The organism is Paracoccus actinidiae, from assembly GCF_030863885.1.
GTDB classification, from domain to species: domain Bacteria; phylum Pseudomonadota; class Alphaproteobacteria; order Rhodobacterales; family Rhodobacteraceae; genus Paracoccus; species Paracoccus everestensis.
The window spans coordinates 85922-111434 of sequence record NZ_CP132956.1; the positions used below are offsets into that span (position 1 = coordinate 85922).

Below are 25513 nucleotides of genomic sequence, written 5' to 3' on the forward strand. Positions count from 1 at the left end.
AAACGAACCGAAAACGCAGGCATTCGGCAATTTCCTTCCGTCCTCAACGGTGCTAGAACGCCTGCCAGCCAAAGGAGACTCAAGCCATGCCCGCCTATCGTTCCCGCACCACCACCCACGGCCGCAACATGGCGGGCGCGCGCGGCCTGTGGCGGGCGACCGGGGTAAAGGACAGCGACTTCGGCAAGCCGATCATCGCCATCGTCAACAGCTTCACCCAGTTCGTGCCGGGCCATGTCCACCTGAAGGATCTGGGCCAACTTGTCGCCCGAGAGGTCGAGGCCGCGGGCGGCATCGCCAAGGAATTCAACACCATCGCGGTCGATGACGGCATTGCCATGGGCCATGACGGGATGCTGTATTCGCTGCCTTCGCGCGAAATCATTGCGGATTCCGTCGAATACATGGTCAACGCCCATTGCGCCGACGCGATGGTCTGCATCAGCAATTGCGACAAGATCACGCCGGGGATGCTGATGGCCGCGCTGCGCCTGAACATCCCCGTGGTTTTCGTTTCGGGCGGCCCGATGGAGGCTGGCAAGGTCGTTCTGGAAGACGGCCGCGTCAAGGCGCTTGATCTGGTTGATGCCATGGTGGCCGCCGCCGACGACACGGTGTCGGACGCCGATGTGGAAACCATCGAACGGTCTGCCTGCCCGACCTGCGGATCCTGTTCCGGCATGTTCACCGCCAATTCGATGAACTGCCTGACCGAGGCGCTTGGCCTCGCGCTGCCCGGCAACGGATCTACGCTGGCGACCCATGCCGAGCGCAAGCGCCTGTTCGTCGAGGCCGGGCACCTGATCGTCGATCTGGCCCGGCGTTACTACGAAGGGGACGATGCCAGCGTGCTGCCGCGCGCCATTGCCTCGTTCGAGGCGTTCGAGAATGCGATGACGCTGGACATCGCGATGGGCGGGTCCACCAATACGGTGCTGCACCTGCTGGCCGCGGCACACGAAGGCGGCATCGACTTCACCATGTCCGACATCGACCGCCTGTCGCGCCGCGTGCCGGTCCTGTGCAAGGTCGCCCCCGCCAAGGACGACGTGCATATGGAGGATGTCCACCGCGCGGGCGGCATCATGGGCATCCTGGGCGAACTGGACCGCGCCGGCCTGCTGCACAGGCAGGCGGGCAGCGTCCATGCAGGTTCTCTGGCCGAGGCATTGGACCGCTGGGACGTGATGCGCACCGATGCGGCATCCGTCCACGACTTCTACCGCGCCGCGCCGGGCGGGGTGCCCACGCAGGTCGCGTTTTCGCAGGACCGCCGTTACGATTCCGTCGATACCGACCGCAAGGGGGGCGTGATCCGCACGGCGGACCATGCGTTCAGTCAGGATGGCGGGCTGGCCGTGCTGTATGGCAACCTGGCCGAGGATGGCTGCATCGTGAAAACGGCGGGCGTGGACGAATCCATCCTGAAGTTCGAGGGGCCGGCCCATATCTTTGAAAGCCAGGACGACAGCGTCAGCGCCATCCTGACCGGCAAGGTGAAGCCGGGCGAGGTCGTGCTGATCCGCTATGAAGGTCCGCGCGGCGGGCCGGGGATGCAGGAAATGCTGTATCCGACCAGCTATTTGAAGTCCAAGGGCCTGGGCAAGGCCTGCGCGCTTGTCACCGACGGGCGCTTTTCGGGCGGATCGTCCGGCTTGTCGATCGGCCATGTCTCGCCCGAGGCGGCCGAGGGCGGCACCATCGGCCTGGTCGAACAGGGCGACATGATCCGCATCGACATTCCGAACCGGGTAATCCATCTGGATGTGGACGATGCGACCCTGGCCGCACGCCGGGCCAAGCGTGATGCGGAAGGCTGGAAGCCCGCCAAGCCGCGCCAGCGCCAGGTTTCCACCGCGTTGCGCGCCTATGCTGCCTTGACCACCAGCGCGTCGCGCGGCGCGGTGCGCGTCATCCCCGAATAAGCCGCTGGCCCTGCGATCAGACAGACCGCAGGGCCGGATCCTCACGTCCGCCTGCCTGTAACCACGTGGCCGGTCAGAAGCCGTCCATTGCGGTCGGGGCAGGACCAGTCATGCCGCCCCGGCCATCTGCCGCGCCATCAGCAGCGCGCCATCGACGCCCGACCCAAGCGCGGGCCGTTGCGGCCAGTCCGGCAACCGCGCCGCATAAGCCGGGCCAAGCCCGCCGACGAACACCACCGGAAGCGGAGCATCCCCTTGAAGCACGCTCAGGATGTGGCGCACATCCCCCAGGGCGGCGTCGAAGACCTGCCGCGCCGCCGGATCGTCCGACCCGACGATGCGCGGGGCCAGTTCGGCAAAGTCCACAGGGCGGGCGCCATTGCCGAAGCGGATGATCCCCTCGATCCCGCCGAACTCCTCGAGGATTTCTTGCAGCAGGGGGGTCATGTCGGCGAACCCGTCCTCGGCCCGCATCGCCATGGACAAAAGCGCCCGGCCCAGCACGGCCCCGGACCCTTCGTCCCCCATCACGAAGCCACGTCCGCCGACCTGACGCAGATCGCCGCCGCGCTGCGCGGCAAAGACCGATCCGGTGCCCATCGCAGCCAGGATGCCGTCCTGCGCCCCCAGGGCGCCGCGCGCGGCAGTCACTGCGTCGTTGACGATCTGTATCCGGGCAAAGGGCAACAACAGCACCAGCCGGTCGATGGCGGCGGTTATTGTTCCCCCGGCGAGGCCCAGCGTGGCAATCAGGTCGCGGGGATCAGCGCCGGTGCCCTCCAGGGCCTGGGCCGTGGCGGCCAGGATATTGACCGCGGCACCTTCGACATCGGTGTTGATATTGGCAGGCCCGCCCTGACCCTGACCAATGATCAGGCCGTCCGCATCCGCCAAGGCCGCGCGGCATCCCGTGCCGCCGCCGTCGATTCCCAGAAAGAACGTCATCCGCTTGCCCCCCTTGCCCTGGGGATGTTCTAGCCCCGTTCGTCCGACCCGAACAAGCCGCGCAAGCCGCGCGTGACCAGGTTTCCGACCTTGGGTCGGGGCTGGGCGATAAAGGGCAGGGGGCGGCAAACCTCCATCGCGGCGATGCCCACGCGGGCGGTCAGCGCGCCGTTCACCACGCCTTCGCCAAAGCGGCGCGACACCTTGGAGAGGATCCCGCCCCCGGCCACCGTCTCGATCAGGTCGTCGCCTGCGGCGACGGCGCCGGTCGCGACCAGATGCGTGATGACCGTGCGCGCCAGACGCCAGCCGCCCACGGCGCCCGCGCGGCCGCCATAGATCTCGGCCATGCGCCGGATCATCCGCAGGTTCGCGGCCAGGGCTGCGGCCACATCGGCCAGGGCCAGCGGGATCAGCGCGGTGGCGGTGGCCACGGTGCGGGCAGCAGCCTCGATTTCCCGGCGGGCGTCCTGGTCCAGCCCGGCCAGCAATTCGGTTTCAGCCATCGTCAGCAGGGTGCGCGCGTCAAAGGCGTCGCCCCGGTTGTCCCCCAGCCGCTTGCGGTTCCATTCCAGTTCCGGGCGGTCGCGATACAGCGCCAGCAGGCCATCCGCGACCGCGCGGGCCTTGTCCATGCTGTCATCGGCCAGGGCCGCGCCCGCCTGACGCTGGATCGCGTCGATGCGCGCGAACCGCGCCCAGGCCCGGTATTCGCGCCAAGCCATGCCAAGGGCTGCCAGCGTGAACAGCGCAAACAACACCACCCCGATCCAGCCCAACACCGGATAGCGGGTCAGCAGGTTGTTGATGAAATTCAACGCAGCAATGGACAGAAGAAAGGTGAACAGGGCCACGCCCGAATTGATGAAGAACCGCGTAAGGCGCGAGGGGGGACGGCCCACCAGCCGAGTCACCATCTCCATCGTGCGGGGCCGGGGCAACAGGGGATCTGCCGCATCAATGGGCGGTGCGTCGGCGGGGTTCTGCGTGTCGTCCCGCGCCTCGGACGCGGGGGCGGTGCGGGCTTCGGGGACGGGCGCGTCCAGTTCGATCAGCACGGGGCCACGGCGGGGGGTATCGCTCACAACCTGTCTCCGATCAGGAAGTCCGCGGCGCGATCCAGCCGGATATGCGGCGGGCCGTCGCCGGGACGCGCGGTCATGGGGGCGGGGGCAAAGTTCATGATGGCGTAATCGCCGTCCAGCCAGCGGTCCGCCCCGTCGCGGGCAGGATGCAGCAGCGCCGCCGGATCGGCGGGCAACTCGCCCGGATAGAACGCCGCCTGCCGCCCATCCATCAGTCGGCCCCGAACGGCGGGCAGTTCCTGTCCGTCCTGGCGGATCACATCCTCGGTCGTGGCGCGCAGGGCAGCGATGGACATGGCTTCCGTCCTTGCGCCGGAAAAATCGGCGCGGTCGCGGGCTTCGCGCAGCATGGCCGACAGGATCGCGGTCAGGCGGTTGTGCTGGACATGGTGCAGGTGGTCGGCCTTGGTGGCGGCGAACAGGATGCGTTCGACGCGCCGGGTGCCCAGAAGCTGCGCCAGCCAGCCCGCGCGCCCTGGCCGGAAGGCCGTCAGGATGTCGGCCATGGCGCGGCGCATATCCTCGACGGCCCTTGGCCCCTGGTGGATGGCGCCCAGCACGTCCACCAGCACCACCTGCCGGTCGATGCGGGCGAAATGTTCGCGGAAAAAGGGTTTCACGACCCGCGACTTGTAGGCATCGAAGCGGCGGCGGAATTCCTTGTGCAAGCGCCCCTCGGCAAAGGACGCGGGCAGGGGGGCAAAGGTCAAGGCGGGCGACCCCTCCATTTCCCCGGGGATCAGGAAGCGGCCGGGCGTGCAGTCGGACCAGCCCGCCTCGCGCGCGGCGTGCAGATGGGCGGTATAGGCCTGGGCCAAAGACTGCGCCGTCGGTTCATCGAAGCGGTCGGTATCGATGCCAGCCAGGGCAGCGTGGTAATCGGCGGCACCGGGGCGCCCGGTCATGCGGTCCAGGACCTCGGCCGACCATTCGGAGAAATCCCGTTCCATCAGGCGCAGGTCCAGCAGCCACTCGCCCGGATAATCCACGATATCCAGGTGCAGGGTGCGCGGGCCGGTCAGCCCGCCTAGAAGGCCCCTGGCGTCCAGGCGCAGCGACAAGCGCAACTGGCTGACATGGCGCGTCCCCTCGGGCCAGTGCGGAGCGGGGCCGGTGAGGGCGGCCAGGTGGCGTTCCACGTCGAACCGGGGAATGGTGTCGTCAGGCTGGGGCTGCAGCCAGGCCGCCTTGAGGCTGCCATCGGCCGCGGCCCGCAGGGCGTGCATCCGCCCCCGGTCCATCAGGTTCGCGACAAGGGATGTGATGAAAACCGTCTTGCCCGCCCGCGACAGGCCTGTCACGCCCAGCCGGATCACCGGATCGCCCAGGCCGATGCCCGCCATCACTGTGCTGCCGATACCCATGCCGCCTGCCTGTTTCTTGTCGTCTTTGCGGGAAGATAGGCCCCGGCGGCGGGTTTGCCTAGGGCGGCGGGCCGGGGTTCCGCTTGGCCCGCCGTTGCGACATAACGCGGGGATGCTGGATCGGTTGCCTATCGACGATGTTTTGCCCGCGCTGTGCCAGGCGCTGCGTGCGCATGGCCGCGCCGTTCTGGTCGCCCCGCCGGGCGCGGGCAAGACGACGCGCGTGCCCTTGGCGTTGCTGGACCAGGTTGCGGGACGGATCGTCATGCTGGAGCCAAGGCGGCTGGCGGCGCGGGCCGCGGCGGAACGGCTGGCCGAGCAACTGGGCGAGTCCGTGGGCGGGCGCGTCGGATACCGGATGCGCGGAGAAAGCGTCGCGGGCAGCCGGATCGAGGTCGTGACCGAAGGCATTCTGACGCGGATGATCCAGTCCGATCCCGGCCTGGGCGGCATCGGCTGCGTGATCTTCGACGAATTCCACGAACGCAGCCTGAACGCCGACCTGGGCCTGGCCCTTGTCTGGGAGGCCAAGGGCGCGCTGCGCGAGGATCTGGCGGTGCTGGTGATGTCGGCCACGCTGGACGCGGAACCCGTGGCGGCGCTTTTGGACAATGCGCCGGTGATCCGGTCCGAAGGCCGCGCGTTTCCGGTCGAAACCCGCTGGCTGGCCCGCCCCTTACCCGCAGGCGCGCGGCTGGTCGATGAGGCCGCGCGGCTGATCGCGGGGGCAGAGGCCGAGACGCGCGGCACCGGCGGCACGATCCTGGCCTTTCTGCCGGGCGAGGGCGAGATCCGGCGCGTGATGGCGCGGCTTGGCGACGGGTGCGAGGTCTTGCCGCTTTATGGTGCGCTGAAGCCTGCCGAACAGCGGGCAGCCTTGGCACAACCGGGATCGCGGCGGCGGATCGTGCTGGCGACGGCGATTGCCGAAACCTCGCTGACCATTCCGGCGGTTCGCGTGGTCGTCGATACGGGGCGCGCGCGGCGGGCGCGGTTCGATCCAGGTTCGGGCATGTCGCGGCTGGTTACCGAACGCGTCAGCCGGGCCGAGGCCGATCAGCGCCGGGGCCGCGCTGGCCGCGTGGCCCCGGGCATCTGCTATCGGATGTGGGCGCAGGCCGAGGAAGGCGCGCTGCCCGCATTCGCCCCGCCCGAAATCGCCGTGGCCGATCTGGCGGGCCTTGCCCTGGAACTGGCCGCCTGGGGGGCCGCGCCGGGGGATCTTGCCTTTCTGACACCCCCGCCCGAGGGCGCCCTGGCCGAGGCGCGGGCCTTGTTGCAGGGGCTCGAGGCCTTGGATGAGGCGGGCCGCATCACCGATCACGGTCGCGCCGTGGCTCGGCTGCCGCTGCATCCGCGGCTGGGGCATATGCTGCTGCGGGCGGGGGAGGATGCGGCGGAGATCGCCGCGTTGCTGTCGAACCGCGATCCCCTGCGCGGCGCGCCCGCCGATCTGGCGCTGCGGTTGGCGGCGGTGCGCGATCCCAAGGGCTTTGCGGCGCGCCATCCTTACGAGGCGAACCGGGCGGTGATCCAGCAGATCCGCGACGAGGCTGCCCGGCTGCGGCGGGTTATTGCGTCCCGCGATGGTGGGGGGCTGTCTGCCCCCCACACCCCCCGAGGATATTTTCGTGAAGAAGAACCGGGAGGCGCCGTCTCGTTGGCCTATCCCGACCGGATCGGGCTGCGGCGCAAGGGCGACGAGCCGCGCTTTGTCCTTTCGGGCGGCAAGGGGGCGGTGCTGGACGCGGGTGATCCGATCGCCGGGCAACGGCTGATCGTGGCCGTCGATCTGGATGGAGACCAGCGAGAGGCGCGGATCCGCATGGCTGCCCGCCTGGACGAGGGCACGATGCGCGCCCTGCATGGCGACAGGGCCGAGGCCGTGGAACTTTGCGAATGGTCGCGGCGCGACGGCCGGGTTCTGGCGCGGGTCCAGGAGCGGCTTGGGGCATTGGTCCTGTCCAATCGGCCTTGGCCGGATGCGCCGGACGATGCCGTCGCCCGGGCCGCGCTTGAAGGCCTGCGGCTGAACGGGCTGCCCTGGACGCCTGCCGCCGCCCGGTTCCGCGCGCGGATTGCGCTGCTGCCGGACCTGGGGCCGATAGATGATGCCACCCTGCTGGCCGATGGCGGCTGGCTGCTGCCCTGGCTGGGCCGCGCCCGCTCGCTGGCCGACCTGCGCGGGCTGGATCTGGTCGAGCCGTTGAAGGCCCGGATCGGCTGGGACGGCCAGCAACGGCTGGACCAAGAGGTTCCGGCGCATTTCACGACCCCTCTGGGCCGCCGGGTGCCCATCGACTATGACCATGAACAGCCCTCCATCGAGGTCAGGTTGCAGGAACTGTTCGGCCTGACGCGCCATCCGGTCGTGGGCAACCGTCCCCTGCGGATCAGCCTGCTGTCGCCGGGCGGCAAGCCCGTGCAGGTCACCACCGACCTGCCGGGCTTCTGGGCCGCGTCCTATGCCGATGTCCGAAAGGACATGCGCGGCCGCTATCCCCGCCACCCCTGGCCCGAGGATCCGCGCGAGGCCGATCCCACCACGCGGGCCAAGCCGCGCGGCACCTAATCGACGGCGCGGATCAGGGCCTTGTCCAGCACCCGCAAAACCTGGGCCAGGTCATGGCCGCGTTTCAGGATGCGCCCGTCCATGCCGATCACGGCATAGGCACCCTGGGCCGTGCGCAGCCGGGGGCGTTTCTCGATGCGGTACAGGGGATGTTCGGCGGCGCGGCGGAAGACGCTGAAGACCGCCGCGTCGCGCAGGAAGGACATGGCATAGTCGCGCCATTCGCCCGCTGCGACAAAGCGGCCATAGACCGACAGGATCAGCGACAGTTCCGCCCGGTCAAAGACGACGCGGTCAGGATCGGCGGGAAACGGCGGGCCGGCATTCATCATGACAGGATGGTGACACCGGGCAAATGGCATGGCAATGCGGAAAAGGGGCGGCTGGCCTGCCGCCCCCCTGCGGGGTCAATAACAGCTGACCCTCTCGATCCGGTTCGCGCGGCCGTATTCGATGTTCAGCCGGTCGGGGCGGAAGTCGGATGTCACCGCATCGTCGGGTCCGATCTGGCGCGTGCCGATGGGAAAGGTCATGGCGGCAAGCACCGTGACCGGCTGGCCCACCAGCCCCTGATAGGCCGAGGCGCGGCAATCGTCCGGCGCCTCGACCGGCGGCAGGGGTTCGGCGGGCATCGGCTCGCAAGCGGCCAGCAGGGTGGCTGCCGTCAGTCCAAGGGCAAGGATTCTGGCGTTCATGATGTTCATCCGCAATCGACATTGGTGATGATGCCCGCGGCATCCAGGCGGAAGACGATCCGGTTGGGATCGTATTCCTGCGGCTCGATCCCGCGATATTCGACCACGCGGTAATCCTTGGTGATGCCCAGGGTCGGGATCACGCTGCCCGGCTGGCCCACGGCCGAGGCGTGGTTCTTGTTCGCGCCGCACAGGTCAGGCTTGCGTTCGGTCAGGCCTGCAACGCCAAGCACGGGCTGGGGCGCAGGCGGGACATAGGCCACGGGCGCGGGTTCCGGGATGGGCATCGGCGCGGGGGCCGGGGCCATGCATCCTGAAACCAGGGCGGCGGCAATCAGCGGCAGCAGGGTGGTCGTCGTCTTCATGATAAAACTGTTTTCCCTCGGGGTGCCCGTCTGTCGCGGGGTTCATGGGGCCGATGATACAATGCCCGCCCTGGCTTGAGAAGGCGCAGCGCCCCTCACGATTGCATCATCGGCCGGCGGTGCCGGGGCGCGGGCCGCGCCGTTGGGGGGGGCAGGGCGGCGCGCAGGAACAGGTCGGCGGCTGCCTGGATGCCGGCATCCGCGGGAATGTTTCCCCGGCCCAGCAGCAGGCGATCCATCAGGCCCGAGCCGGACAGGGCGATCACCTGCCGGGCCGCGATGCCGGTGTCATCCAGGCACAACTGTCCAGCGGCGACCCAGCGGTCCAGATGCGGCCTGACGGCGTCTTGCAGGATCCGGGCCACCTTGGCGTGAAAGCGGGCGGACAGGCCGGCAAAGCGCGGCGCCTCGGCCAGATGGACCCGGCACAGGCTGGCATGGGCCGGATCGGCCAGCCATTCGGCGATCCGGGCCATGATCATCGGGATGGCTTGCCCGGGATCCAGATCGGCAGGGATGTCCAGCGCGAAGCTGCCGTCCAGGCGCATCGTTTCCGTCCGCATCGCTTCCTGGAACATACGGGACTTGTCGGGGAAATAACTGTAGAGCGTCGCCTTGGACACCCGGGCGGCACGGGCGATGTCATCGACGCTGGCCCCGGCAAAACCGTCGCGCAGGAAAATCGCGGCCGCCCCGCGAACCACCTGGTCGAATTTGCGACCCGGACTAACCGATTGGGACTTGGCCATCTTTTAATTCCCATATGGGGATTTTCTATCACCAGCCGCGGCAGATTCAACTCCTGAATGTCTGTCAGACCTGAGGACGGGCGCTGCGGTTGTGCGTCCGGCCCTGCGGCATCGGGGCCGGTTGGGGAGAGATGCCTTGTTTTTGTTCAGTTTGCGCTTGGCACCCCTTGGCGCGCTGGCATAGCCTTTGGTCTGTCAGCGCAAGAAACCGCCGCCGATATTCAGGAGCTGTTGATGACGATCCCCCACACATCCTTCCGCGCATCGGTCGAGCGGATGTTCACCCATGCCGCCGGCCTGATGGACTTGCAGCCGGGCCTGGAAGAAAAGATCCGCGTCTGCAATTCGACCTATACCGTTCGATTCGGCGTCCGGCTGCGCGGGCAGATCCATACCTTCACCGGCTATCGCTCGGTCCATTCCGAACATATGGAACCCGTGAAGGGCGGCATCCGCTATTCGCTGGACGTGAACCAGGACGAGGTCGAGGCGCTGGCCGCGCTGATGACCTATAAATGCGCCCTGGTCGAGGTGCCGTTCGGCGGATCGAAGGGCGGATTGTGCATCGACCCGCGCGCCTGGAACGAGGATGAGCTGGAACGCATCACCCGCCGCTTCACCTATGAACTGTCGCGCAGGAACCTGATCTCCCCATCCCAGAACGTGCCCGCGCCCGACATGGGCACCGGTGAACGCGAGATGGCCTGGATGGCCGATGCCTATAAAAGGCTGCATCCCGACGACATCAACGCCAAGGCCTGCGTCACCGGCAAGCCGCGCCATGCGGGCGGCATCGACGGCCGGGTCGAGGCCACGGGCCGCGGCGTGCAATACGCGCTGCGCGAGTTCTTCCGCCATGACGACGTGATGAAAAGGGCCGGCCTGGAAGGCGGGCTTGCGGGCAAGCGGGTGATCGTGCAGGGCCTGGGCAACGTGGGCTATCACGCGGCGCAGTTCCTGTCGGCCGAGGACAAGGCCCTGATCACCTGCGTGATCGAACGCGACGGCGCGATCCGCAACCCCCAGGGCATCAACATCGACGCGCTGCGCGGCCATATCCGCGCAACCGGGGGCATCAAGGGCTTTGTCGGCGGCGATTATCGGGAAAACGGCCTGGGCGCGCTGGAGGATGAGTGCGACATCCTGATCCCGGCGGCTGTGGAAAGCGTGATCCATGCCGGGAACGCCGAAAGGATCAATTGCAAGCTGATCATCGAGGCCGCGAACGGCCCCGTCACCGCCGACGCCGACGAGATCCTGAAGCGCAAGGGCATCGTGATTATTCCCGATATGTATGCCAATGCGGGCGGCGTCACGGTCAGCTATTTTGAATGGGTCAAGAACCTGTCGCAGATCAGCCTGGGCCGCCTGGAACGCAGGCACGAGGAAGCCCGGTCCCGGATGCTGGTCGAGGAACTGGAACGGATCTCGGCGGACACGGGCACGAACTTCAAGCTGGCGGCGGGGTTCAAGGATTCGTTCCTGCACGGCGCGGACGAACTGGATCTGGTGCGGTCGGGGCTGGACGACACGATGCGCGAGGCCTTCAAGAAGATGAAGGAGGTGTGGATGTCGAACCCCAAGGTCGATGACATGCGCACTGCGGGCTATGTCGTGGCGATCCGGCGGATCTCGAACGTCTACGGATCGCTGGGGTTGTGACCGGGCAGGGGGGCGCTGCCCCCCGCCGCCGTTACGGCGGCTCCCCCCGGGATATTTCTTGAAGAAGAAAGAGGCTTAACCGCGGGGCGCGGCGGCGCGGCGCAAGCGGTCGTTGATCGCGACGCCAAGGCCGTGGTCCGGGATCGGGGCGACGGCGATGGGACGGCCTGCGCGGTCGGCGCGGCGCAGGGTGTCGAACAGGCGGGCGGCGGCCTGGGCCAGGTCGCCGGTTTCCGACAATGTGAAAGGGCCAGGGGCGCCAAAGGCGACATGGGTTTCGCCGGATGCGGGACGGGTCACGTTCAGGCGCAGCGCGGCCTGCGGGGCATAGTGGCTGGTCAGTTGCCCTGGCGCATTCGGGGCGGCTGGGTTGGCGTGGTGGTTGTCCAGATGGCCCATCACGTCGGCTATCGCCTCGGACGGGATGCCGCCGGGGCGCAGCAGGGTGACGCGGTCGCCGGACCAGCCGACGATGGTGGATTCAAGGCCCACCGGGCAGGGACCGGCATCAAGGACGGCGGCGATCCGTCCATCAAGGCCGCCGTCGGGATCCAGCACATGGGCGGCGCTGGTCGGGCTGATCCGGCCCGAGGCATTGGCCGAGGGCGCGGCCAGCGGGCCTGTCAGGCGCAACAGGGCCTGGGCGACCGGATGGGCGGGCACGCGCAATGCGACTGTTGACAGCCCTGCCGTGACCAGGGACGCGATGCCGGACCCTTCGCGCAGCGGCAGAACCAGCGTCAGCGCCCCCGGCCAGAAGGCTTGGGCCAGCCGCTCGGCGTGGGGCGTCATGTGGGCGATGGTCCGCGCCGTTTCCATATCCGGGACATGGACGATCAGCGGGTTGAAGCTGGGCCGCCCCTTGGCCTGGTAGATCCGCGCGACCGCCTCGCCATTGCGTGCATCGCCTGCCAGGCCATAAACCGTCTCGGTCGGGATCGCCACGACCTCGCCCCCTGCCAGCAGGATCGCCGCTCGGGCCATGCCCATCTGGTCTGGCAACAATCTTTCGGTCTGCATCCGTGACGCCGGGTTTTGGTTGAGCCTTGCCCCAAGCCCCCTAAGATGCCCGCGACGCCAATCTGAATAATCGCGCCGGGGCCGATTGCCAAGGCGCCCATGGGAGGGGGACCAGATGAGCTACAAGGCGCCGGTCGCGCAGATCGACTTTATCCTGAACCATGTTGTGCCGTTTTCCGACCTGTCCCGGACCGACCGCTTTGCCGAAGCCACGGCTGAAACCGCATCCGCCATCCTGGCCGAGGCGGGCAAGCTGGCGACCAACGTGCTGGCGCCCCTGAACCGCGCGGGCGACGAACACCCGGCGGTGCTGGAAAACGGGCGGGTCCGATCCTCGCCCGGCTATGCCGAAGGGTTCCGCGCCATTGCCGAGGGCGGCTGGATCGGGCTTGCGGCGAACCCCGAACACGGCGGCATGGGCCTGCCGCAGGCGCTGAACATGGCGGTGGCCGAGATGATGTCGGGCGCCTGCCTGGCCTTGCAACTGAACCCGCTGCTGACCCAGGGCCAGATCGAGGCGCTGGAACATCACGCCAGCGACGATCTGAAGGCGCTTTATCTGCCCAAGCTGATTTCCGGCGAATGGTCGGGGACGATGAACCTGACCGAACCGGGCGCGGGCAGCGACGTGGGCGCGCTTGTGACCAAGGCGGAACCGCAAGGCGATGGCACCTATCGCGTGACGGGCCAGAAGATCTATATCACCTGGGGCGACAGCGACGTGACCGAAAACGTCTGTCACCTGGTGCTGGCCCGCCTGCCCGATGCGCCCAAGGGAACCCGGGGCATCAGCCTGTTCATGGTGCCGAAGCTGATCCCCGATGCCGACGGTCGGCCGGGGGTCGCCAACAGCCTCAAGGTCGTGAGCCTCGAGGAAAAGCTGGGCATCCACGGCAGCCCCACCTGCGTGATGAGCTTCGAGGGTGCGACCGGCTGGATGGTGGGCGGCGACCACAAGGGTATGGCCGCGATGTTCACGATGATGAACGTGGCCCGCCTTGGCGTGGGAATGCAGGGCGTGGGCGTGGCCGAGGCTGCGTTGCAGCAGGCGGTGGCCTATGCGGTGGACCGCAACCAGATGGGACCGATCATCGCGCATCCCGACGTGCGCCGGATGCTGGCGACCGCCCGGGCCGAGGTCTTTGCCGCCCGCGCCATCGGGCTGGCCTGCGCCACCGTGATCGACCTTGAACGCGCCACAGGTGACGCCGTCCACGCCGCCCGCGCGGCCTTTCTGACGCCGATTGCCAAGGCCTATGGCACGGATGTCGGCTGCCGCGTCGCCGATATCGGCGTGCAGGTCCATGGCGGCATGGGCTATGTCGAGGAAACCGGCGCGGCCCAGTACCTGCGCGACGTGCGGATCACGCCGATCTATGAAGGCACGAACGGCATCCAGGCGATGGATCTGGTGGGGCGCAAGCTGTCGGACGGAGGCGACGCCGCCCTGCGCCTGCTGGACGAGATCGCGGACGGCGCCAAGGCGGCCCAAGCCGATCACCCGCAGATGGCAAACCAGGTGTGGCAGGCATCCGAAACCCTGCGCGAGGCGACCCATGCGCTGCTGGACCGCGGCCTTCCCGAACGCTTTGCAGGCGCCGTGCCCTATCTGACGGCCTTTGCGCGGGTTCTGGGCGGGCTTTACCACCTGCGCGCGGCCCAGGCGGGGAGCGAATCGCACAAGGCCCTGGCTTGCGTCTTCATGGCCCGCGTTCTTCCGCGCCATGCCGCCGATCTGGCCGAGGCGGTGGCGGGCCTGGACGACTTGGCCGGCATCAGCGACGCCGCCCTTGCCGGCGATTTTGCGGCGTGATCGCCTATCCGTTCGACACGCCGCCCGCGCCCGGAAAGGCGGTAACGGTCGCGCCCGGCGTGTTGTGGATGCGCCTGCCGCTGCCGATGGCGCTGGATCACGTCAATGTCTATGCGCTGGAGGACGGCGACGGCTGGACGCTGGTGGATACCGGCTTTGACACGCCCGCCTGCCGCGACCTTTGGGACACGCTGCTGGTCGGACCGCTGGCCGGGCGCCCTGTCCGGCGCGTGATCGGCACCCATCACCACCCCGACCATATCGGGATGGCGGGCTGGTTCATGGCCCGCGACGGCGCGGACCTGATGATGAGCCGCACCGCCTGGCTGACCGCGCGGATGCTGGTCCTGGATCGGCAGGACCGCGCATCCCCCGAATCGCTGTCTTTCTGGCGCCGTGCGGGAATGCCCGCCGACCTGCTGGAGCGGCGCGCGGCAGAGCGGCCGTTCAGCTTTGCCGATGTGGTTCATCCGCTGCCGCTGGGATTCGTGCGGCTGACGGACGGCCAGCCCGTCAGCTTTGGGGGCCGCCGCTGGTCCGTTGCCATGGGGCACGGACACGCGCCCTGCCACGCGACCTTCTGGTCGCTCGATGACGACCTGGTGATCGGGGGCGACCAGTTGCTGCCCTCGATCTCTCCGAACCTGGGGGTCTATGCCACGGAGCCGGAGGCCGATCCGGTGGGCGAATGGCTGGAAAGCTGTCAGCGGATGCTGGGTCTGGCGGAAACCCGGCATCTGGTTCTGCCGGGCCACAAGCTGCCCTTCACCGGCCTGCCCACGCGGCTGCGGCAGTTGATCGACAACCACCACGGCGCGCTTGACCGCATGACCGCCGCCCTGCGAGACGAACCGCGGACGGCGGTCGGCTGCTTCGACATCCTGTTCAAGCGGCGCATCGGCGCGGGCGAATTCGGCCTGGCCCTGGTCGAGGCCGTGGCCCATGTGAATCACCTGCGCAGGCAAGGCATCGTGACACAGGCGGGCGAGAGTGACGGCGCCCTGCTGTGGGGGGCGTGACAGGGCGGGCGGGATCCGTTATCGCCTTGGCAACGGGAACAGAAGGAACGGCGCATGGCCCAGCATCACCACCACGAAGTCACCGAACACAAGGTCGGCACCATGGACATCACCGAACAGCAGCGCACCTTTGCAGGCTTCATCAAGTTCGCCACCTGGACCGCGATCCTGTCGATCCTGGTGCTGATCTTCATGGCCCTAGTCAACGCCTGATCGCCGGATCGGATTTCCCATGAAAAGACGCGTTTTCCTGGCTGCGGCCTTGCCCGTCGCCCTTGCCGCCTGCGGTGCCCAGAACATCTGGGCCACGGACGAGGAGCTGCGGGCCGCGCGCTTCGTCTCCGACGAGCCGCCGTCGATCACGCTGCTGACGGTCATCGGCATCCCGAGGGGCGAAGGCGGGCATTCGGGGCTGATGATCAACGGCAGCCAGCGGGTGATCTATGACCCGGCGGGAAGCTGGGAACATCCCCGCATCCCGGAACGCAACGACGTGCTTTACGGGATCACCGACAACTTCAAGAACTTCTACATCGACTATCACGCCCGCAGCACATATTGGGTGGCCGAGGACACGGTCTTTGTCAGCCGCGAGGTGGCGGACGCCGCCATCCGCGCAGTTGAAATGCAGGGCGCATCGCCCAAAAGCTATTGCGCGGTGAACACGGGCCAAGCACTGCGCGGCGTGCCGGGGTTCGAGGGGGCGCCGACCGGCTTCAGCCCGCTCAAGCTGCGCAACTGGTTCCTGACCCTGCCGAACGTCCAGTCCAAGCGCCACATGGACGGCGATCCGGCCAACAACCACGACGTGCTGCTGCGCCAGAAGGACGGCCAGATCGTCGGCTATAACATGTAAAGCACGCCGAACAGCGTGAGGGCGCCCGCAAGGATCGCGCCGATCATGTTCTTGGTCCACAGGCCGACCGCCACCGTCACCATGGCGGCGGCCAGCCGCGCAGGGTCGGGCTGGCCCCCTGTCGCGGCGGGCCAGACGACCAACGGCGCCACAAGGGCGGGCAGCACCGCCACGGGGGTATAGCGCAGCATCCGCAGCACCCAGGGGTGCAGGTCGCGGCCGCCAAGCGCCCCCAGGAAGGACCAGCGGATCAGAAAGGTGCCGATGCCCAGCACCACGATGACCAGCCAGATCGTCAGGTCCGATGCGCCGTTCGTCATGCGTGTGCCCTCCGTTCCGACCATGCCTCGACAACGGCGCCCGTTGCCATGCCCAGGGGCGATGCGATCAGCAGCCCCAGCCCCGACGGCAGGCCCGCGAAGACCAGCGATCCCAGGATGGCGACGAAACAGGCAGCCAGATGCGCGGGCGTGCGCAGCATCGGCGCGATCATCGCCAGAAAGGTGATCGGCATGGCGAAATCAAGCGCGATGCCTTCGGGAATTGCCTGGCCCACCGTTGCGCCCAGCCAGGAAAAGATCATCCAGGGCAGGCAGACCACCATCACCACGCCCGCAAAGAACGCCAGGCGGTGTCGCAGGCTCATTTGGGGGTTCGCCTCGTATTCCTGGATCGACAGCGCATAGCTTTGATCGACCAGGGCATAGGCAACCCAAGCCTTTTGTGCGCCCGTCGCATTGCGCAGCCACGGCACCAGCGACGCCGAATACATCGCCATGCGCAGGTTCACCGCCAGACAGGACAGGATCACGATGATGACGGATGCGTTGTCCGACAACAACTGGACCGCCGTGAATTGCGACGCCCCCGCCAGCACCAGCACCGAGAACCCTATGACCTGCGCCACGTCCATGCCCGCCTCGGTTGCGACGACGCCGAACAGCATCGCAAAGGGGATCATCACGATCAGGAAGGGCAGCGACTTGATGGCGCCGCGCCGGAACATCTCGCGCGCGGTATGCATCGCAGCGTCATCGGCAAGAGGCTGCCGGCTGTCTGGGCGGGAATCAAAGGAGGGGGACATGGGGGCTTTCGCATCAGGCCGGATCGCGGCACCTTCGTTGCACGACGCGCAAACAGAAGGCAAGGCCGGGTGCAGATCACGACCCCCATTCCCGACCGGCACCTGACAGATGCCGCGCGCCTGTGGTGGGGGGCCTTTGCCCCGCCGGTCGGCGCGGGAATTCCCCGGATGCGCGCCTGCCACGGCATCGCGGCCATCGGCGCGGACGGCCGGTTGATCGGGATTGCCGGGTTTCGCGACAGGCAAGGGGGCTTTCTGGCCAACACTCCCTGGCTGGCGCGGCTTTTGTATCGCGCGGCCCCCGCGACCGCGGATCTGGTGATCGACGGGATCGTGGTCGATGGCCCGCGCCGGGGCGTTGGACGCGCGCTGCTGGAGGGGGCTGTGCAGGCCGCGCGCCGCGCAGACCATCCCGGCCTGCGCGCCGAGGTCGAACTGCGCAATGCCGCCGCCATGGCCTTTTACACGGCGACGGGCTTTACCGAGATCGGGCGCGGTGCCTTTGGCTGGCCTTGGTCGGGCCCGGTGGCGGTGCTGCACAGGCCGGTATGATCAGCCGAACGTCCCCGCGATGCGGCCCAGCAGCATAAAGGCGCGGGCGGACCGCGTTTCCGCCAGAACCGCGATCTGCGCATCGTCCATCTGCGGCAGGTGGCGTGTCAGCATCGCATCGAAATGGCGCAGGAAATGATGAGCGGTGTCGCGGAAGATCTCGTCCTGCTGCAACAGGTTGGCCGCGATATCCAGGGCGACCGGATCCTGGATGCCGCCCAGGGATGCGATCGCGCTGCCCCGTTCGCCCTGCGCAAATCGCCGCCAGGCAGCCGGCGGGGCAGGATCGGGCGGCAGGTCGTCCATATACAGATCCTGCCCGGCCAGAAGCGTCACCACATCCTGCGCCGCGCGCAGGACGCGGGCGTGATCCGGATCCTGCAAGGCCGTCCGAAGGGCGGCGATGGCGGGCGCATCGTCGGCGCCATCGGGAAAGTTCAGCGCGCGGATCAATGTCGGGACATCGACCGAGGCGGGGGGATCGACGCGCGGAGCCTGCTGGCGTTGATCGGGGACGGCAGGCCGGGGCACCGGGCGGGGGGCTGCGGTCGGGCGGGGCTGGGGGCCTGTTTCCTCGGTCTCGGGCTGCGGACGAGGGGGGGTGCCCCGGGTGGCGGCCATGTCGCGCATCTGGGATAGGCGCTGGCGCAGATCCGCGGCCTCGGCACGCAATACCGCCAGGGCGCGGGCCATGCCCACCGCTAGCCAGATCAGCGCCAGGGGCAGGATCGTGCCCATGATGGTGGACAGGCGGGCAATGCCGCCCTCGGTTCCCTCGCCCCCTGGCACCAGCAGCCAGAACAGCGCGACAAGAAACAGCCATGCCGCGCTCAGCGCGAGGCCGGTGGTGGTCAGCGCGTCGCGCTGTGCCAGGCTAGTGATGCGGGCAATCAGGGACATGGCTTATTCGAACCGGATCGCCAGGACTTCATAGCTGCGCTGCCCGCCGGGGGTGGCAACTTCGACACTGTCGCCCACGTCCTTGCCGATCAGCGCGCGGGCCAGGGGGGACCGGACGTTCAAGAGCCCGCTTTCGATATTCGCCTCGGCCTCGCCCACGATCTGATAGGTGCGTTCCTCGTCCGTATCCTCATCGACCAGATGAACGATGGCGCCGAACTTGACCGATCCGGTCAGCTTGGACGTGTCGATCACCTCGGCCCGGGACAGGATGGATTCCAGTTCCTTGATGCGGCCCTCGATAAAGCCCTGCTTTTCGCGGGCGGCGTGGTATTCGGCGTTTTCCGATAGGTCGCCATGTTCGCGCGCTTCGGCGATCTGGCGGATGATCGCGGGGCGCTCCTTTGATTTCAGTTCGCCCAGTTCCCGTTCCAATGCGGCACAGCCGCTGCGGGTCATCGGAATCTTGTCCATCGCTGCCCTGTCCTTATGCGGGATGCGTTACCGTCCAAATGCTAAGGCAACGCCCCTGCCATTCGGAATGGCAGGGGCGCGGCCTTGTTGTCGGCACCGTGACCTGAAACGCCGCGTCTTTGCAAGCCCGCACGCGCAAGGGCTGGCATATTTCGGCCGTCGCGTCAGCATTGCCGCGATGCGGCAAAAACGCTACATCCAGGCAACAGCCAGCCACGGGGAGGATCCCAGCCATGACCGACACCCTTCATCCTGAGCGCGAGTCGATGGAATACGACGTTGTGATCGTTGGGGCGGGGCCGTCGGGTTTGTCGGCGGCGATCCGGCTCAAGCAGATCGATCCGGACCTGTCGGTGGTGGTCCTGGAGAAGGGGTCCGAGGTCGGCGCGCATATCCTGTCGGGGGCGGTGCTGGACCCGGTGGGGCTGGACCGGCTGATCCCCGACTGGCGCGAGAAGGGCGCCCCGGTCAGGACCGCCGTCACCGACGACAACTTCTATGTGCTGGGCGAGGGGGGCCAGGTGCGGGTGCCCAACTGGCCGATGCCGCGGCTGATGAACAACCACGGCAATTACATCGTCTCGATGGGCAGCGTGTGCCGCTGGCTGGCCGAACAGGCCGAGGCCCTGGGCGTCGAGATCTTCCCCGGCATGGCGGCAAGCCAGGTCGTTACATCGTCTCGATGGGCAGCGTGTGCCGCTGGCTGGCCGAACAGGCCGAGGCCCTGGGCGTCGAGATCTTCCCCGGCATGGCGGCAAGCCAGGTCGTCTGGGCCAGGAACGAAGATGGCACCGACCGCGTGCGTGGCGTGGTCGCGGGCGAGATGGGGCTGCAATCCGACGGCACCCCCGGCCCGCATTACGAGCCCGGCATGGAACTGCACGGCAAGTATGTCTTCATCGGCGAGGGCGTGCGCGGGTCGCTGGCGAAAGAGATCATCAACCGCCTGAACCTGTCGGACGGCCACGAGCCGCAGAAATACGGCCTGGGCATGAAGGAGATCTGGGAGGTCAGCCCCGAGAAGTTCCACCAAGGCCGGGTGGTCCACACGATGGGCTGGCCCCTGGGCAAGAACGCCGGGGGCGGCTCGTTCATCTATCACTACGAGGACAACCTGGTGATGGTGGGCTTCGTGGTCCACCTGAACTACGAGAACCCGTATCTCTATCCCTACATGGAGTTCCAGCGCTTCAAGCACCACCCGATGGTGGCCGAGCTGCTGGAGGGCGGCAAGCGCATCTCCTATGGCGCGCGCGCCATCAGCGAGGGCGGCTACCAGTCGCTGCCGGAACTGAGCTTCGCGGGCGGCGTGCTGCTGGGCTGTTCAGCGGGCATGGTCAACGTGCCGCGCATCAAGGGCAACCACAACGCGATGATCTCGGGGATCGAGGCGGCCGAGGCCGCGGCGGCGGCGATTGCCGCGGGCCGCGAGGGCGACCGGCTGAGCGACTATGACACTGCCGTGCGCACCGGCGCCATCGGCCAGGACCTGAAGAAGGTCCGCAACGTCAAGCCGGCCTGGTCACGCTATGGGCTGTGGCCCAGCCTTGTCCTTGGCGGCATGGACATGTGGGGGGCCGGGCTGACGGGCCGCAACATCCTGCGGACCTGGAAGCACGGCAAGACGGATGCCGAGGCCACCGGCAAGGCCGCGAAGTTCACGCCCATCGACTATCCCAAGCCCGACGGCAAGCTCAGCTTCGACCGGCTGACCAACGTGGCCTTCTCCTTCACCAACCACGAAGAAAGCCAGCCCTGCCACCTGAAGCTGAAGGATCCCACGATCCCGATCCGCGTCAACCTGCCCGAATACGCCGAACCCGCGCAGCGCTACTGCCCCGCCGGCGTCTACGAGGTGGTCGAGGACGCATCGGGCCCGCGCTTCGTGATCAACTTCCAGAACTGCGTCCACTGCAAGACCTGCGACATCAAGGACCCCTCGCAGAACATCGTCTGGACCACCCCGCAAGGCGGCGATGGACCGAACTACCCGAATATGTGATGAAAGGGACGGGGGCGGGCGTTGCCCCGGCCCTGGCGCCGCGCTAGGGTCGGCAAAACATTTTTGTGACCTTCCGGGATGGATGCCGTGACCCTGACCCGCCCGAATCTGGCCCTGATCGCCGCCTTTCTGGCAGCCCTGTCGCTGCCTGCCGATGCACAGGATCGTCCCGAACCGCGTCCCGAGGCCGAGACACCTGTGGATGCCGCGCCCGTGGCAGACCCCGCGCCGCTGACCTTTGGTCTGGCCGGGCCGTTCCTGGCGGCGCGCATGGCTACGGTCGAAAACGACTTCCAGGCCGCTGCACGGTTCTTCGTGCAGGCCGTCGCCCATGATCCCGACGACCGCTTCTTGCAGGACAGCGCCTTGGTGGCCCTGGTATCTGCCGGGGAAATCGACCGCGCCGTGGCCCTCGCCACCCGCATCGGGTCCGAAGGGGAACCGACCGAGCTGTCTCGCCTGATCCATCGTGCCGATCTTGTCCATTCCGGGGATTGGGCGCGGCTGCTGGCCGATGTCGCCACGCCTGCCGACGCGGAGTCCGAAGCGGACCTGTTGGCCGGGATGCTGCGCGGATGGGGCCTTTTGGGCGCGGGCAAGGCGTCCGAGGCCTTGGCGGAGTTCGAGCGCTTGGCCCGGCTGGATGGCGTGGCGCCCATGGTGAATTATCACCTGGCCCTTGCCCGTGCCCTGGTCGGCGATTACGAAGGGGCCGAGGCGCTGCTGGCAGACGACATGACCGGCGCGCATATCCTGGGCTTTGCCGCCCGGGCGCAGATCCTGGCCCAACTGGAACGCCGCGACGACGCCGTCGCCATGATCGAGGCAATACCCGGGGTCGAGGCCGAACCCCAGTTGCTGGCCCTGCGCGACAGGCTGCAATCGGGCCAGCCGGTCACGTTCGATGTGGTGAAAACCCCGGCGGACGGCATTGCGCAGGTGTTCCTGACCTTTGCATCCGCCCTGATGTCCAGCCCCGATCCCGAACCCTTGTCGCTGATCCATGCCCGCCTGGCATCCTGGCTGTCCCCCGACACGCCCGAAGCGCGGCTGATGGTGGCGCAGATTCTGCAGGAACGCCAGCAGTTCGACCTGGCTGAACCCGAATTCGACACGCTGCGCCGGATGGGCCAGATGCGTCCTGTCGCCGAACTGGCGCGCATCGACGCCCTGTCGCGCGCGGGCCGGACGGACGAGGCGGGCAAGGCCGCGCTGTCGCTGACCGCCGCCTATCCCGACCTGCCGCAGGCCTGGATCGCGCTTGGCGACCTGCTGCGCCAGCAGGAGAAATTCGCCCAGGCCGTGCCTGCCTATGACAAGGCAATGGCCCTGCTGGAAGGCGCCCCCGCCGAGGCCCGGTGGTTTCCCCTTTATGCGCGTGGCATCGCCCTGGAACGGTCCCGGCAGTTCGACCGGGCCGAGGCCGATTTCCTGGCCGCCATCGAAATCAGGCCGAACCAGGCCAGCCTTTTGAATTATCTGGGTTACAGCTGGATCGACCGGAACGAGAACCTGGACCACGCGCTTGACCTGATCGAAAAGGCGGTGCAGCTGTCGCCGGACGACGGCTATATCCTCGATTCGCTTGCCTGGGCTTATTACCGCCTTGGCCGTTACCAGGAAGCCGTGGCGCCGATGGAAGCCGCGATCCTGACCATGTCGCAGGATCCGCTGGTGAACGATCATTTGGGCGACATCTACTGGAAGGTCGGCCGCCACCGAGAGGCTGAGATCCAGTGGCAGCGCGCCTTGTCGCTGGACCCGACCGACACGGACGACGTGGACCCGGACCGCATCCGCGCCAAGCTGGACCGTGGCCTGGATGCGGTGCTGGCCGAGGAAGCGGCCGGTCCCGTGGAAACCCCGGCGCCCGCCTCGCAGGCCGCGAACGACTAAGGCAATGCCCGTTACCGAGACCGCGCCAGCCAAGCTGAACCTTGCGCTGCACGTCACGGGCCGACGTGTCGATGGCTATCACCTGCTGGATTCGCTGGTGGCTTTCGCGGGGGTGGGGGATGTGGTGATGCTGGAACCCGGCCCCCTGTCCTTGCAAATCGAGGGGCCTTTCGCGGACGGCCTGTCGGGTCAGGACAACCTCTGCCTGCGGGCCGCACGGCTTGTGGGTGCAAAGGCCGCGATTCGGCTTGCAAAGAACCTGCCGGTCGCGTCGGGCATCGGCGGCGGATCGGCGGATGCGGCCGCAGTTCTGCGCGGTCTGGCACGGATGGGCCACCCGCTGCCCGCGAATGCGGAACGGCTGGGCGCGGATGTGCCGGTTTGCCTGCTGTCCACCCCTGCCCGGATGCAGGGAGTGGGCGAGGTCGTGACTGCTCTGCCAGCACTGCCCGCAATCCCGCTGGTCCTGGTCAACCCGGGGGTTGCGGTTTCAACCCCGCAGGTCTTTGCGGGAATGACACGGCGCGACAATCCGCCCCTGCCGGATATTCCCCGCTTTGCCGGCCTGACCGATCTGGCAGGCTGGCTGGGCCTGACGCGCAACGATCTGGAACCCGCCGCCTTGTCCATCGCCCCGGTGATCGGGCAGGTGCTGGACGGCCTGCGGGCGACAGGCGCCGCCTTTGCGCGCATGTCGGGATCGGGGGCGACCTGCTTCGGGCTTTACGACAGTTCTGACCGCGCCCGGATTGCCGCCAATGTTTTGAAACAGCATGGCTGGTGGGCCGTCGCGACGGAACTGGCACCCCCGCCTGCGCCCCGCTAGACTGGCGCAAAGCCTTTCGGAGGGACCATGCTGCGTCTTGGCGTCAACATCGATCACGTCGCAACCATTCGCAACGCGCGCGGCACGCCCTGGCCCGACCCCCTGCGCGCCGCACGCCTGGCCGAAGCCGCGGGCGCCGACGGCATCACCGCCCATCTGCGCGAAGACCGCCGCCATATCAGCGACGCCGACATCGACGCGCTGATGGCGAACCTGCGGCTGCCGCTGAACCTGGAAATGGCTGCCACCGCGGAAATGCAGGCCATCGCCCTGCGCCACCGCCCCCATGCCGTCTGCATCGTTCCCGAAAAGCGCGAGGAACGCACCACCGAAGGGGGGCTGGACGTGGCCGGAAACCAGGCGATGCTGGCGGATTACATCGCCCCCCTGCGCGAGGCGGGCTGCCGTGTGTCGCTGTTCATCGGCCATGACGCCGCGCAGATCGAGGCCGCTGCCCGCATCGGCGCGGCGGTCGTGGAACTGCATACCGGCGCCTATTGCGACCTGGACACCGAGGGCCGCCACGCCGACCGCGACAGGGAACTGGCCGGGCTGGTCGAAGGCGCGCGCCTTGCCGACAGCCTGGGGCTGGAGGTCCATGCAGGCCACGGCCTGACCTTTGACACCGTAGGCCCCATCGCCGCCATCCCGCAGGTCAAGGAACTGAACATAGGCCATTTCCTGATCGCGGAATCGGTCTTCATCGGCCTTGACGGCGCAATCCGGGAAATGCGGCGCTGCATGGAAGGGGCGCGGGCATGATCCGGCTGGCGGCTGCCTTTTTGCTGCTGGCGGGGCCGCTTCAGGCCCAGCAGGTCGAGGTGAGGCCCTGCGGCGATGGCGACCGTGTCGATGCCATCGCCGAGCCGTGGGAAAGCAACACCGCCACCTATGCCGGCGGCGATATCCGCGTGGCCCTGCTGGACATGGTCGAACCCGCGGGCGGGGCTTGGAAGCTGGCCATCATCAGCCCGCCGCGCGACGAGTTGGGGCTGCGGCAATGCCGCGTGATCGGCGCGGAGGGGATCGGCTTCTATGGCCTGGATTTCGCCTTACGCCAGGCGGACTATGATCCCCAGAGGGGATTGGTGCTGACATTGCCCGCAACCCGCTATGCCGACGCTGCCCCCGAAGGCGAGCCCTATAGGCTGGTGGTCACGATCAACCAGCAGACCGGCGAGATCGCGACAGAGGTGCGGGAATGACGGTCCCTTCCAGCTTCGGATGGTCGCCATGATCCTGGGCATCGGCACCGACCTTGCCAATATCGACCGCATCGCAGGCACGCTGGATCGTTTCGGCGACCGCTTCCGCACCCGCGTCTTCACGTCCACCGAACTGGCCAAGGCCGCGCGCCGCAGGGACGAGGCAGGCACCCTGGCGAAACGCTGGGCCGCGAAAGAGGCGTGCAGCAAGGCGCTGGGCACCGGGCTGGCCATGGGGATCAGCTGGCGCGACATGGCGGTCAGCAACCTGCGGTCCGGCCAGCCGGTGATGGAACTGACCGGCTGGGCCGCCGACCGGCTGGCGCGGATGACGCCGCCGGGCCACCATGCCGTCGTTCACGTCACCTTGACCGACGATCACCCCTGGGCGCAGGCTTTCGTGGTGATCGAGGCGCGGCCCGGGCCTGCCCAATCTTGACTTTTCCCCCCGCCGGGGACCATGAACACGCCGATGCGGCCATTCGCCCGCGCTTGATGACGAAG

At 67.9% G+C, this 25513-nt stretch carries 25 protein-coding genes and 2 pseudogenes; 15 read left to right on the top strand and 12 right to left on the bottom strand.

Features of this window, described 5'->3' with window-relative positions; translation table 11 throughout:
* The first annotated feature begins 86 nt into the window (after positions 1-86).
* On the top strand, positions 87-1925 hold the full coding sequence (gene ilvD / locus Q5701_RS00470; RefSeq protein ID WP_234854941.1) for a dihydroxy-acid dehydratase: 1839 nt from the start codon (positions 87-89) through the stop codon (positions 1923-1925).
* A gap of 108 nt (positions 1926-2033) precedes the next feature.
* On the opposite strand, the gene Q5701_RS00475 is transcribed toward ilvD, so the two are convergent.
* Genes Q5701_RS00475 through Q5701_RS00485 form a run of 3 tightly spaced genes read right to left on the bottom strand, consistent with a single transcriptional unit; the run spans position 2034 to position 5319 of the window.
* Positions 2034-2870 (bottom strand): glucosamine kinase nucleotide-binding domain-containing protein, encoded by an 837-nt coding sequence (locus Q5701_RS00475; protein WP_306753231.1) that lies wholly within the window; start codon positions 2868-2870, stop codon positions 2034-2036.
* Between the two features lie 29 nt (positions 2871-2899).
* Positions 2900-3955 (bottom strand): YcjF family protein, encoded by a 1056-nt coding sequence (locus tag Q5701_RS00480; RefSeq protein ID WP_306753232.1) that lies wholly within the window; start codon positions 3953-3955, stop codon positions 2900-2902.
* Positions 3952-5319 (bottom strand): YcjX family GTP-binding protein, encoded by a 1368-nt coding sequence (locus tag Q5701_RS00485; protein WP_306753233.1) that lies wholly within the window; start codon positions 5317-5319, stop codon positions 3952-3954. The genes Q5701_RS00480 and Q5701_RS00485 overlap by 4 nt, the downstream gene beginning before the upstream one ends.
* Positions 5320-5431: 112 nt before the next feature.
* Here Q5701_RS00485 and hrpB point away from each other — a divergent pair, with 112 nt between their 5' ends.
* Positions 5432-7891, top strand: a complete 2460-nt coding sequence (gene hrpB / locus Q5701_RS00490; protein WP_306753234.1) for an ATP-dependent helicase HrpB — start codon at positions 5432-5434, stop codon at positions 7889-7891.
* Here hrpB and Q5701_RS00495 read toward each other — a convergent pair.
* The 4 genes from Q5701_RS00495 to Q5701_RS00510 form a co-directional block, all read right to left on the bottom strand.
* On the bottom strand, positions 7888-8220 hold the full coding sequence (locus Q5701_RS00495; RefSeq protein ID WP_234855733.1) for a DUF2794 domain-containing protein: 333 nt from the start codon (positions 8218-8220) through the stop codon (positions 7888-7890). The two genes, hrpB and Q5701_RS00495, sit on opposite strands and share 4 nt — an antisense overlap.
* A gap of 78 nt (positions 8221-8298) precedes the next feature.
* The gene (locus Q5701_RS00500) at positions 8299-8586 is read right to left on the bottom strand and encodes an I78 family peptidase inhibitor (RefSeq protein WP_306753235.1); all 288 of its coding nucleotides are present in this window, start codon (positions 8584-8586) and stop codon (positions 8299-8301) included.
* Positions 8587-8591: 5 nt separating this feature from the next.
* Positions 8592-8951 carry a hypothetical protein gene (locus Q5701_RS00505; RefSeq protein ID WP_234854947.1) on the bottom strand — a complete coding sequence of 120 codons (360 nt, stop codon included), beginning with the start codon at positions 8949-8951 and terminating at the stop codon, positions 8592-8594.
* Positions 8952-9046: 95 nt separating this feature from the next.
* On the bottom strand, positions 9047-9700 hold the full coding sequence (locus Q5701_RS00510; RefSeq protein WP_306753236.1) for a TetR/AcrR family transcriptional regulator: 654 nt from the start codon (positions 9698-9700) through the stop codon (positions 9047-9049).
* Positions 9701-9934: 234 nt separating this feature from the next.
* Here Q5701_RS00510 and Q5701_RS00515 point away from each other — a divergent pair, with 234 nt between their 5' ends.
* Entirely contained in the window at positions 9935-11362 is a 1428-nt protein-coding gene (locus Q5701_RS00515) for a Glu/Leu/Phe/Val family dehydrogenase (protein ID WP_306753237.1), read from the top strand.
* Between the two features lie 75 nt (positions 11363-11437).
* Here Q5701_RS00515 and Q5701_RS00520 read toward each other — a convergent pair whose 3' ends face one another.
* Entirely contained in the window at positions 11438-12382 is a 945-nt protein-coding gene (locus tag Q5701_RS00520) for an L-threonylcarbamoyladenylate synthase (RefSeq protein WP_373568596.1), read from the bottom strand.
* Positions 12383-12497: 115 nt separating this feature from the next.
* On the opposite strand from Q5701_RS00520, the gene Q5701_RS00525 reads away from it, so the two are divergent.
* From Q5701_RS00525 to Q5701_RS00540, 4 genes are read left to right on the top strand one after another with little or no spacing between them, the layout of a single operon-like run.
* The gene (locus Q5701_RS00525) at positions 12498-14195 is read left to right on the top strand and encodes an acyl-CoA dehydrogenase family protein (RefSeq protein ID WP_306753239.1); all 1698 of its coding nucleotides are present in this window, start codon (positions 12498-12500) and stop codon (positions 14193-14195) included.
* Positions 14195-15214, top strand: a complete 1020-nt coding sequence (locus tag Q5701_RS00530) for an MBL fold metallo-hydrolase (RefSeq protein ID WP_306755483.1) — start codon at positions 14195-14197, stop codon at positions 15212-15214. The genes Q5701_RS00525 and Q5701_RS00530 overlap by 1 nt, the downstream gene beginning before the upstream one ends.
* Before the next feature lie 54 nt (positions 15215-15268).
* Positions 15269-15427, top strand: a complete 159-nt coding sequence (locus Q5701_RS00535) for an aa3-type cytochrome c oxidase subunit IV (RefSeq protein ID WP_234854952.1) — start codon at positions 15269-15271, stop codon at positions 15425-15427.
* A gap of 19 nt (positions 15428-15446) precedes the next feature.
* Positions 15447-16070: a hypothetical protein gene (locus tag Q5701_RS00540; RefSeq protein WP_234854953.1), complete on the top strand. Its 624-nt coding sequence runs from the start codon at positions 15447-15449 to the stop codon at positions 16068-16070.
* Here Q5701_RS00540 and Q5701_RS00545 read toward each other — a convergent pair.
* Positions 16058-16390, bottom strand: coding sequence for an AzlD domain-containing protein (locus Q5701_RS00545; protein ID WP_306753240.1), 333 nt, complete (start codon positions 16388-16390; stop codon positions 16058-16060). The genes Q5701_RS00540 and Q5701_RS00545 overlap by 13 nt on opposite strands.
* On the bottom strand, positions 16387-17094 hold the full coding sequence (locus Q5701_RS00550; protein ID WP_306753241.1) for an AzlC family ABC transporter permease: 708 nt from the start codon (positions 17092-17094) through the stop codon (positions 16387-16389). Before Q5701_RS00550 ends, Q5701_RS00545 begins: the two co-directional genes overlap by 4 nt.
* A gap of 129 nt (positions 17095-17223) precedes the next feature.
* Between Q5701_RS00550 and Q5701_RS00555 the strand changes: the two genes are divergently transcribed.
* Positions 17224-17706 (top strand): GNAT family N-acetyltransferase, encoded by a 483-nt coding sequence (locus Q5701_RS00555; RefSeq protein ID WP_306753242.1) that lies wholly within the window; start codon positions 17224-17226, stop codon positions 17704-17706.
* Here Q5701_RS00555 and Q5701_RS00560 read toward each other — a convergent pair whose 3' ends face one another.
* Both Q5701_RS00560 and greA read right to left on the bottom strand, forming a co-directional pair.
* Positions 17707-18606, bottom strand: a complete 900-nt coding sequence (locus Q5701_RS00560) for a hypothetical protein (protein WP_306753243.1) — start codon at positions 18604-18606, stop codon at positions 17707-17709.
* A gap of 3 nt (positions 18607-18609) precedes the next feature.
* On the bottom strand, positions 18610-19080 hold the full coding sequence (gene greA, locus Q5701_RS00565; protein ID WP_234854958.1) for a transcription elongation factor GreA: 471 nt from the start codon (positions 19078-19080) through the stop codon (positions 18610-18612).
* A gap of 266 nt (positions 19081-19346) precedes the next feature.
* Between greA and Q5701_RS23075 the strand changes: the two are divergent.
* The 7 genes and pseudogenes from Q5701_RS23075 to acpS all read left to right on the top strand — a co-directional run.
* Positions 19347-19433 (top strand): annotated as a pseudogene (locus Q5701_RS23075) (FAD-binding protein); the annotation flags it as partial.
* A 311-nt stretch (positions 19434-19744) separates the two neighbouring features.
* A pseudogene (locus Q5701_RS00570) lies at positions 19745-21082 on the top strand (electron transfer flavoprotein-ubiquinone oxidoreductase); the annotation flags it as partial.
* 87 nt (positions 21083-21169) lie between these two features.
* Positions 21170-22978, top strand: a complete 1809-nt coding sequence (locus tag Q5701_RS00575) for a tetratricopeptide repeat protein (protein WP_306753244.1) — start codon at positions 21170-21172, stop codon at positions 22976-22978.
* A 4-nt stretch (positions 22979-22982) separates the two neighbouring features.
* Entirely contained in the window at positions 22983-23804 is an 822-nt protein-coding gene (locus tag Q5701_RS00580) for a 4-(cytidine 5'-diphospho)-2-C-methyl-D-erythritol kinase (RefSeq protein ID WP_306753245.1), read from the top strand.
* 27 nt (positions 23805-23831) lie between these two features.
* Positions 23832-24566 (top strand): pyridoxine 5'-phosphate synthase, encoded by a 735-nt coding sequence (locus tag Q5701_RS00585; RefSeq protein ID WP_306753246.1) that lies wholly within the window; start codon positions 23832-23834, stop codon positions 24564-24566.
* Entirely contained in the window at positions 24563-25009 is a 447-nt protein-coding gene (locus Q5701_RS00590; RefSeq protein ID WP_306753247.1) for a hypothetical protein, read from the top strand. The genes Q5701_RS00585 and Q5701_RS00590 overlap by 4 nt, the downstream gene beginning before the upstream one ends.
* Before the next feature lie 28 nt (positions 25010-25037).
* Positions 25038-25448 (top strand): holo-ACP synthase, encoded by a 411-nt coding sequence (gene acpS, locus Q5701_RS00595; RefSeq protein WP_306755484.1) that lies wholly within the window; start codon positions 25038-25040, stop codon positions 25446-25448.
* Positions 25449-25513: the final 65 nt, after the last annotated feature.

Bases quoted from the DNA above. Each gene is read 5' to 3' on its own strand.
- hrpB (WP_306753234.1), top strand. From the start codon at position 5,432: ATGCTGGATCGGTTGCCTATCGACGATGTTTTGCCCGCGCTGTGCCAG.
- Q5701_RS00580 (WP_306753245.1), top strand. From the start codon at position 22,983: ATGCCCGTTACCGAGACCGCGCCAGCCAAGCTGAACCTTGCGCTGCAC.
- Q5701_RS00560 (WP_306753243.1), bottom strand. From the start codon at position 18,606: ATGTCCCTGATTGCCCGCATCACTAGCCTGGCACAGCGCGACGCGCTG.
- Q5701_RS00500 (WP_306753235.1), bottom strand. From the start codon at position 8,586: ATGAACGCCAGAATCCTTGCCCTTGGACTGACGGCAGCCACCCTGCTG.
- Q5701_RS00585 (WP_306753246.1), top strand. From the start codon at position 23,832: ATGCTGCGTCTTGGCGTCAACATCGATCACGTCGCAACCATTCGCAAC.
- Q5701_RS00515 (WP_306753237.1), top strand. From the start codon at position 9,935: ATGACGATCCCCCACACATCCTTCCGCGCATCGGTCGAGCGGATGTTC.
- Q5701_RS00540 (WP_234854953.1), top strand. From the start codon at position 15,447: ATGAAAAGACGCGTTTTCCTGGCTGCGGCCTTGCCCGTCGCCCTTGCC.
- Q5701_RS00520 (WP_373568596.1), bottom strand. From the start codon at position 12,382: ATGCAGACCGAAAGATTGTTGCCAGACCAGATGGGCATGGCCCGAGCG.
- Q5701_RS00535 (WP_234854952.1), top strand. From the start codon at position 15,269: ATGGCCCAGCATCACCACCACGAAGTCACCGAACACAAGGTCGGCACC.
- Q5701_RS00545 (WP_306753240.1), bottom strand. From the start codon at position 16,390: ATGACGAACGGCGCATCGGACCTGACGATCTGGCTGGTCATCGTGGTG.
- Q5701_RS00475 (WP_306753231.1), bottom strand. From the start codon at position 2,870: ATGACGTTCTTTCTGGGAATCGACGGCGGCGGCACGGGATGCCGCGCG.
- Q5701_RS00495 (WP_234855733.1), bottom strand. From the start codon at position 8,220: ATGAATGCCGGCCCGCCGTTTCCCGCCGATCCTGACCGCGTCGTCTTT.
- greA (WP_234854958.1), bottom strand. From the start codon at position 19,080: ATGGACAAGATTCCGATGACCCGCAGCGGCTGTGCCGCATTGGAACGG.
- Q5701_RS00525 (WP_306753239.1), top strand. From the start codon at position 12,498: ATGAGCTACAAGGCGCCGGTCGCGCAGATCGACTTTATCCTGAACCAT.
- ilvD (WP_234854941.1), top strand. From the start codon at position 87: ATGCCCGCCTATCGTTCCCGCACCACCACCCACGGCCGCAACATGGCG.
- Q5701_RS00550 (WP_306753241.1), bottom strand. From the start codon at position 17,094: ATGCATACCGCGCGCGAGATGTTCCGGCGCGGCGCCATCAAGTCGCTG.
- Q5701_RS00505 (WP_234854947.1), bottom strand. From the start codon at position 8,951: ATGAAGACGACGACCACCCTGCTGCCGCTGATTGCCGCCGCCCTGGTT.
- Q5701_RS00510 (WP_306753236.1), bottom strand. From the start codon at position 9,700: ATGGCCAAGTCCCAATCGGTTAGTCCGGGTCGCAAATTCGACCAGGTG.
- acpS (WP_306755484.1), top strand. From the start codon at position 25,038: ATGATCCTGGGCATCGGCACCGACCTTGCCAATATCGACCGCATCGCA.
- Q5701_RS00590 (WP_306753247.1), top strand. From the start codon at position 24,563: ATGATCCGGCTGGCGGCTGCCTTTTTGCTGCTGGCGGGGCCGCTTCAG.
- Q5701_RS00485 (WP_306753233.1), bottom strand. From the start codon at position 5,319: ATGGGTATCGGCAGCACAGTGATGGCGGGCATCGGCCTGGGCGATCCG.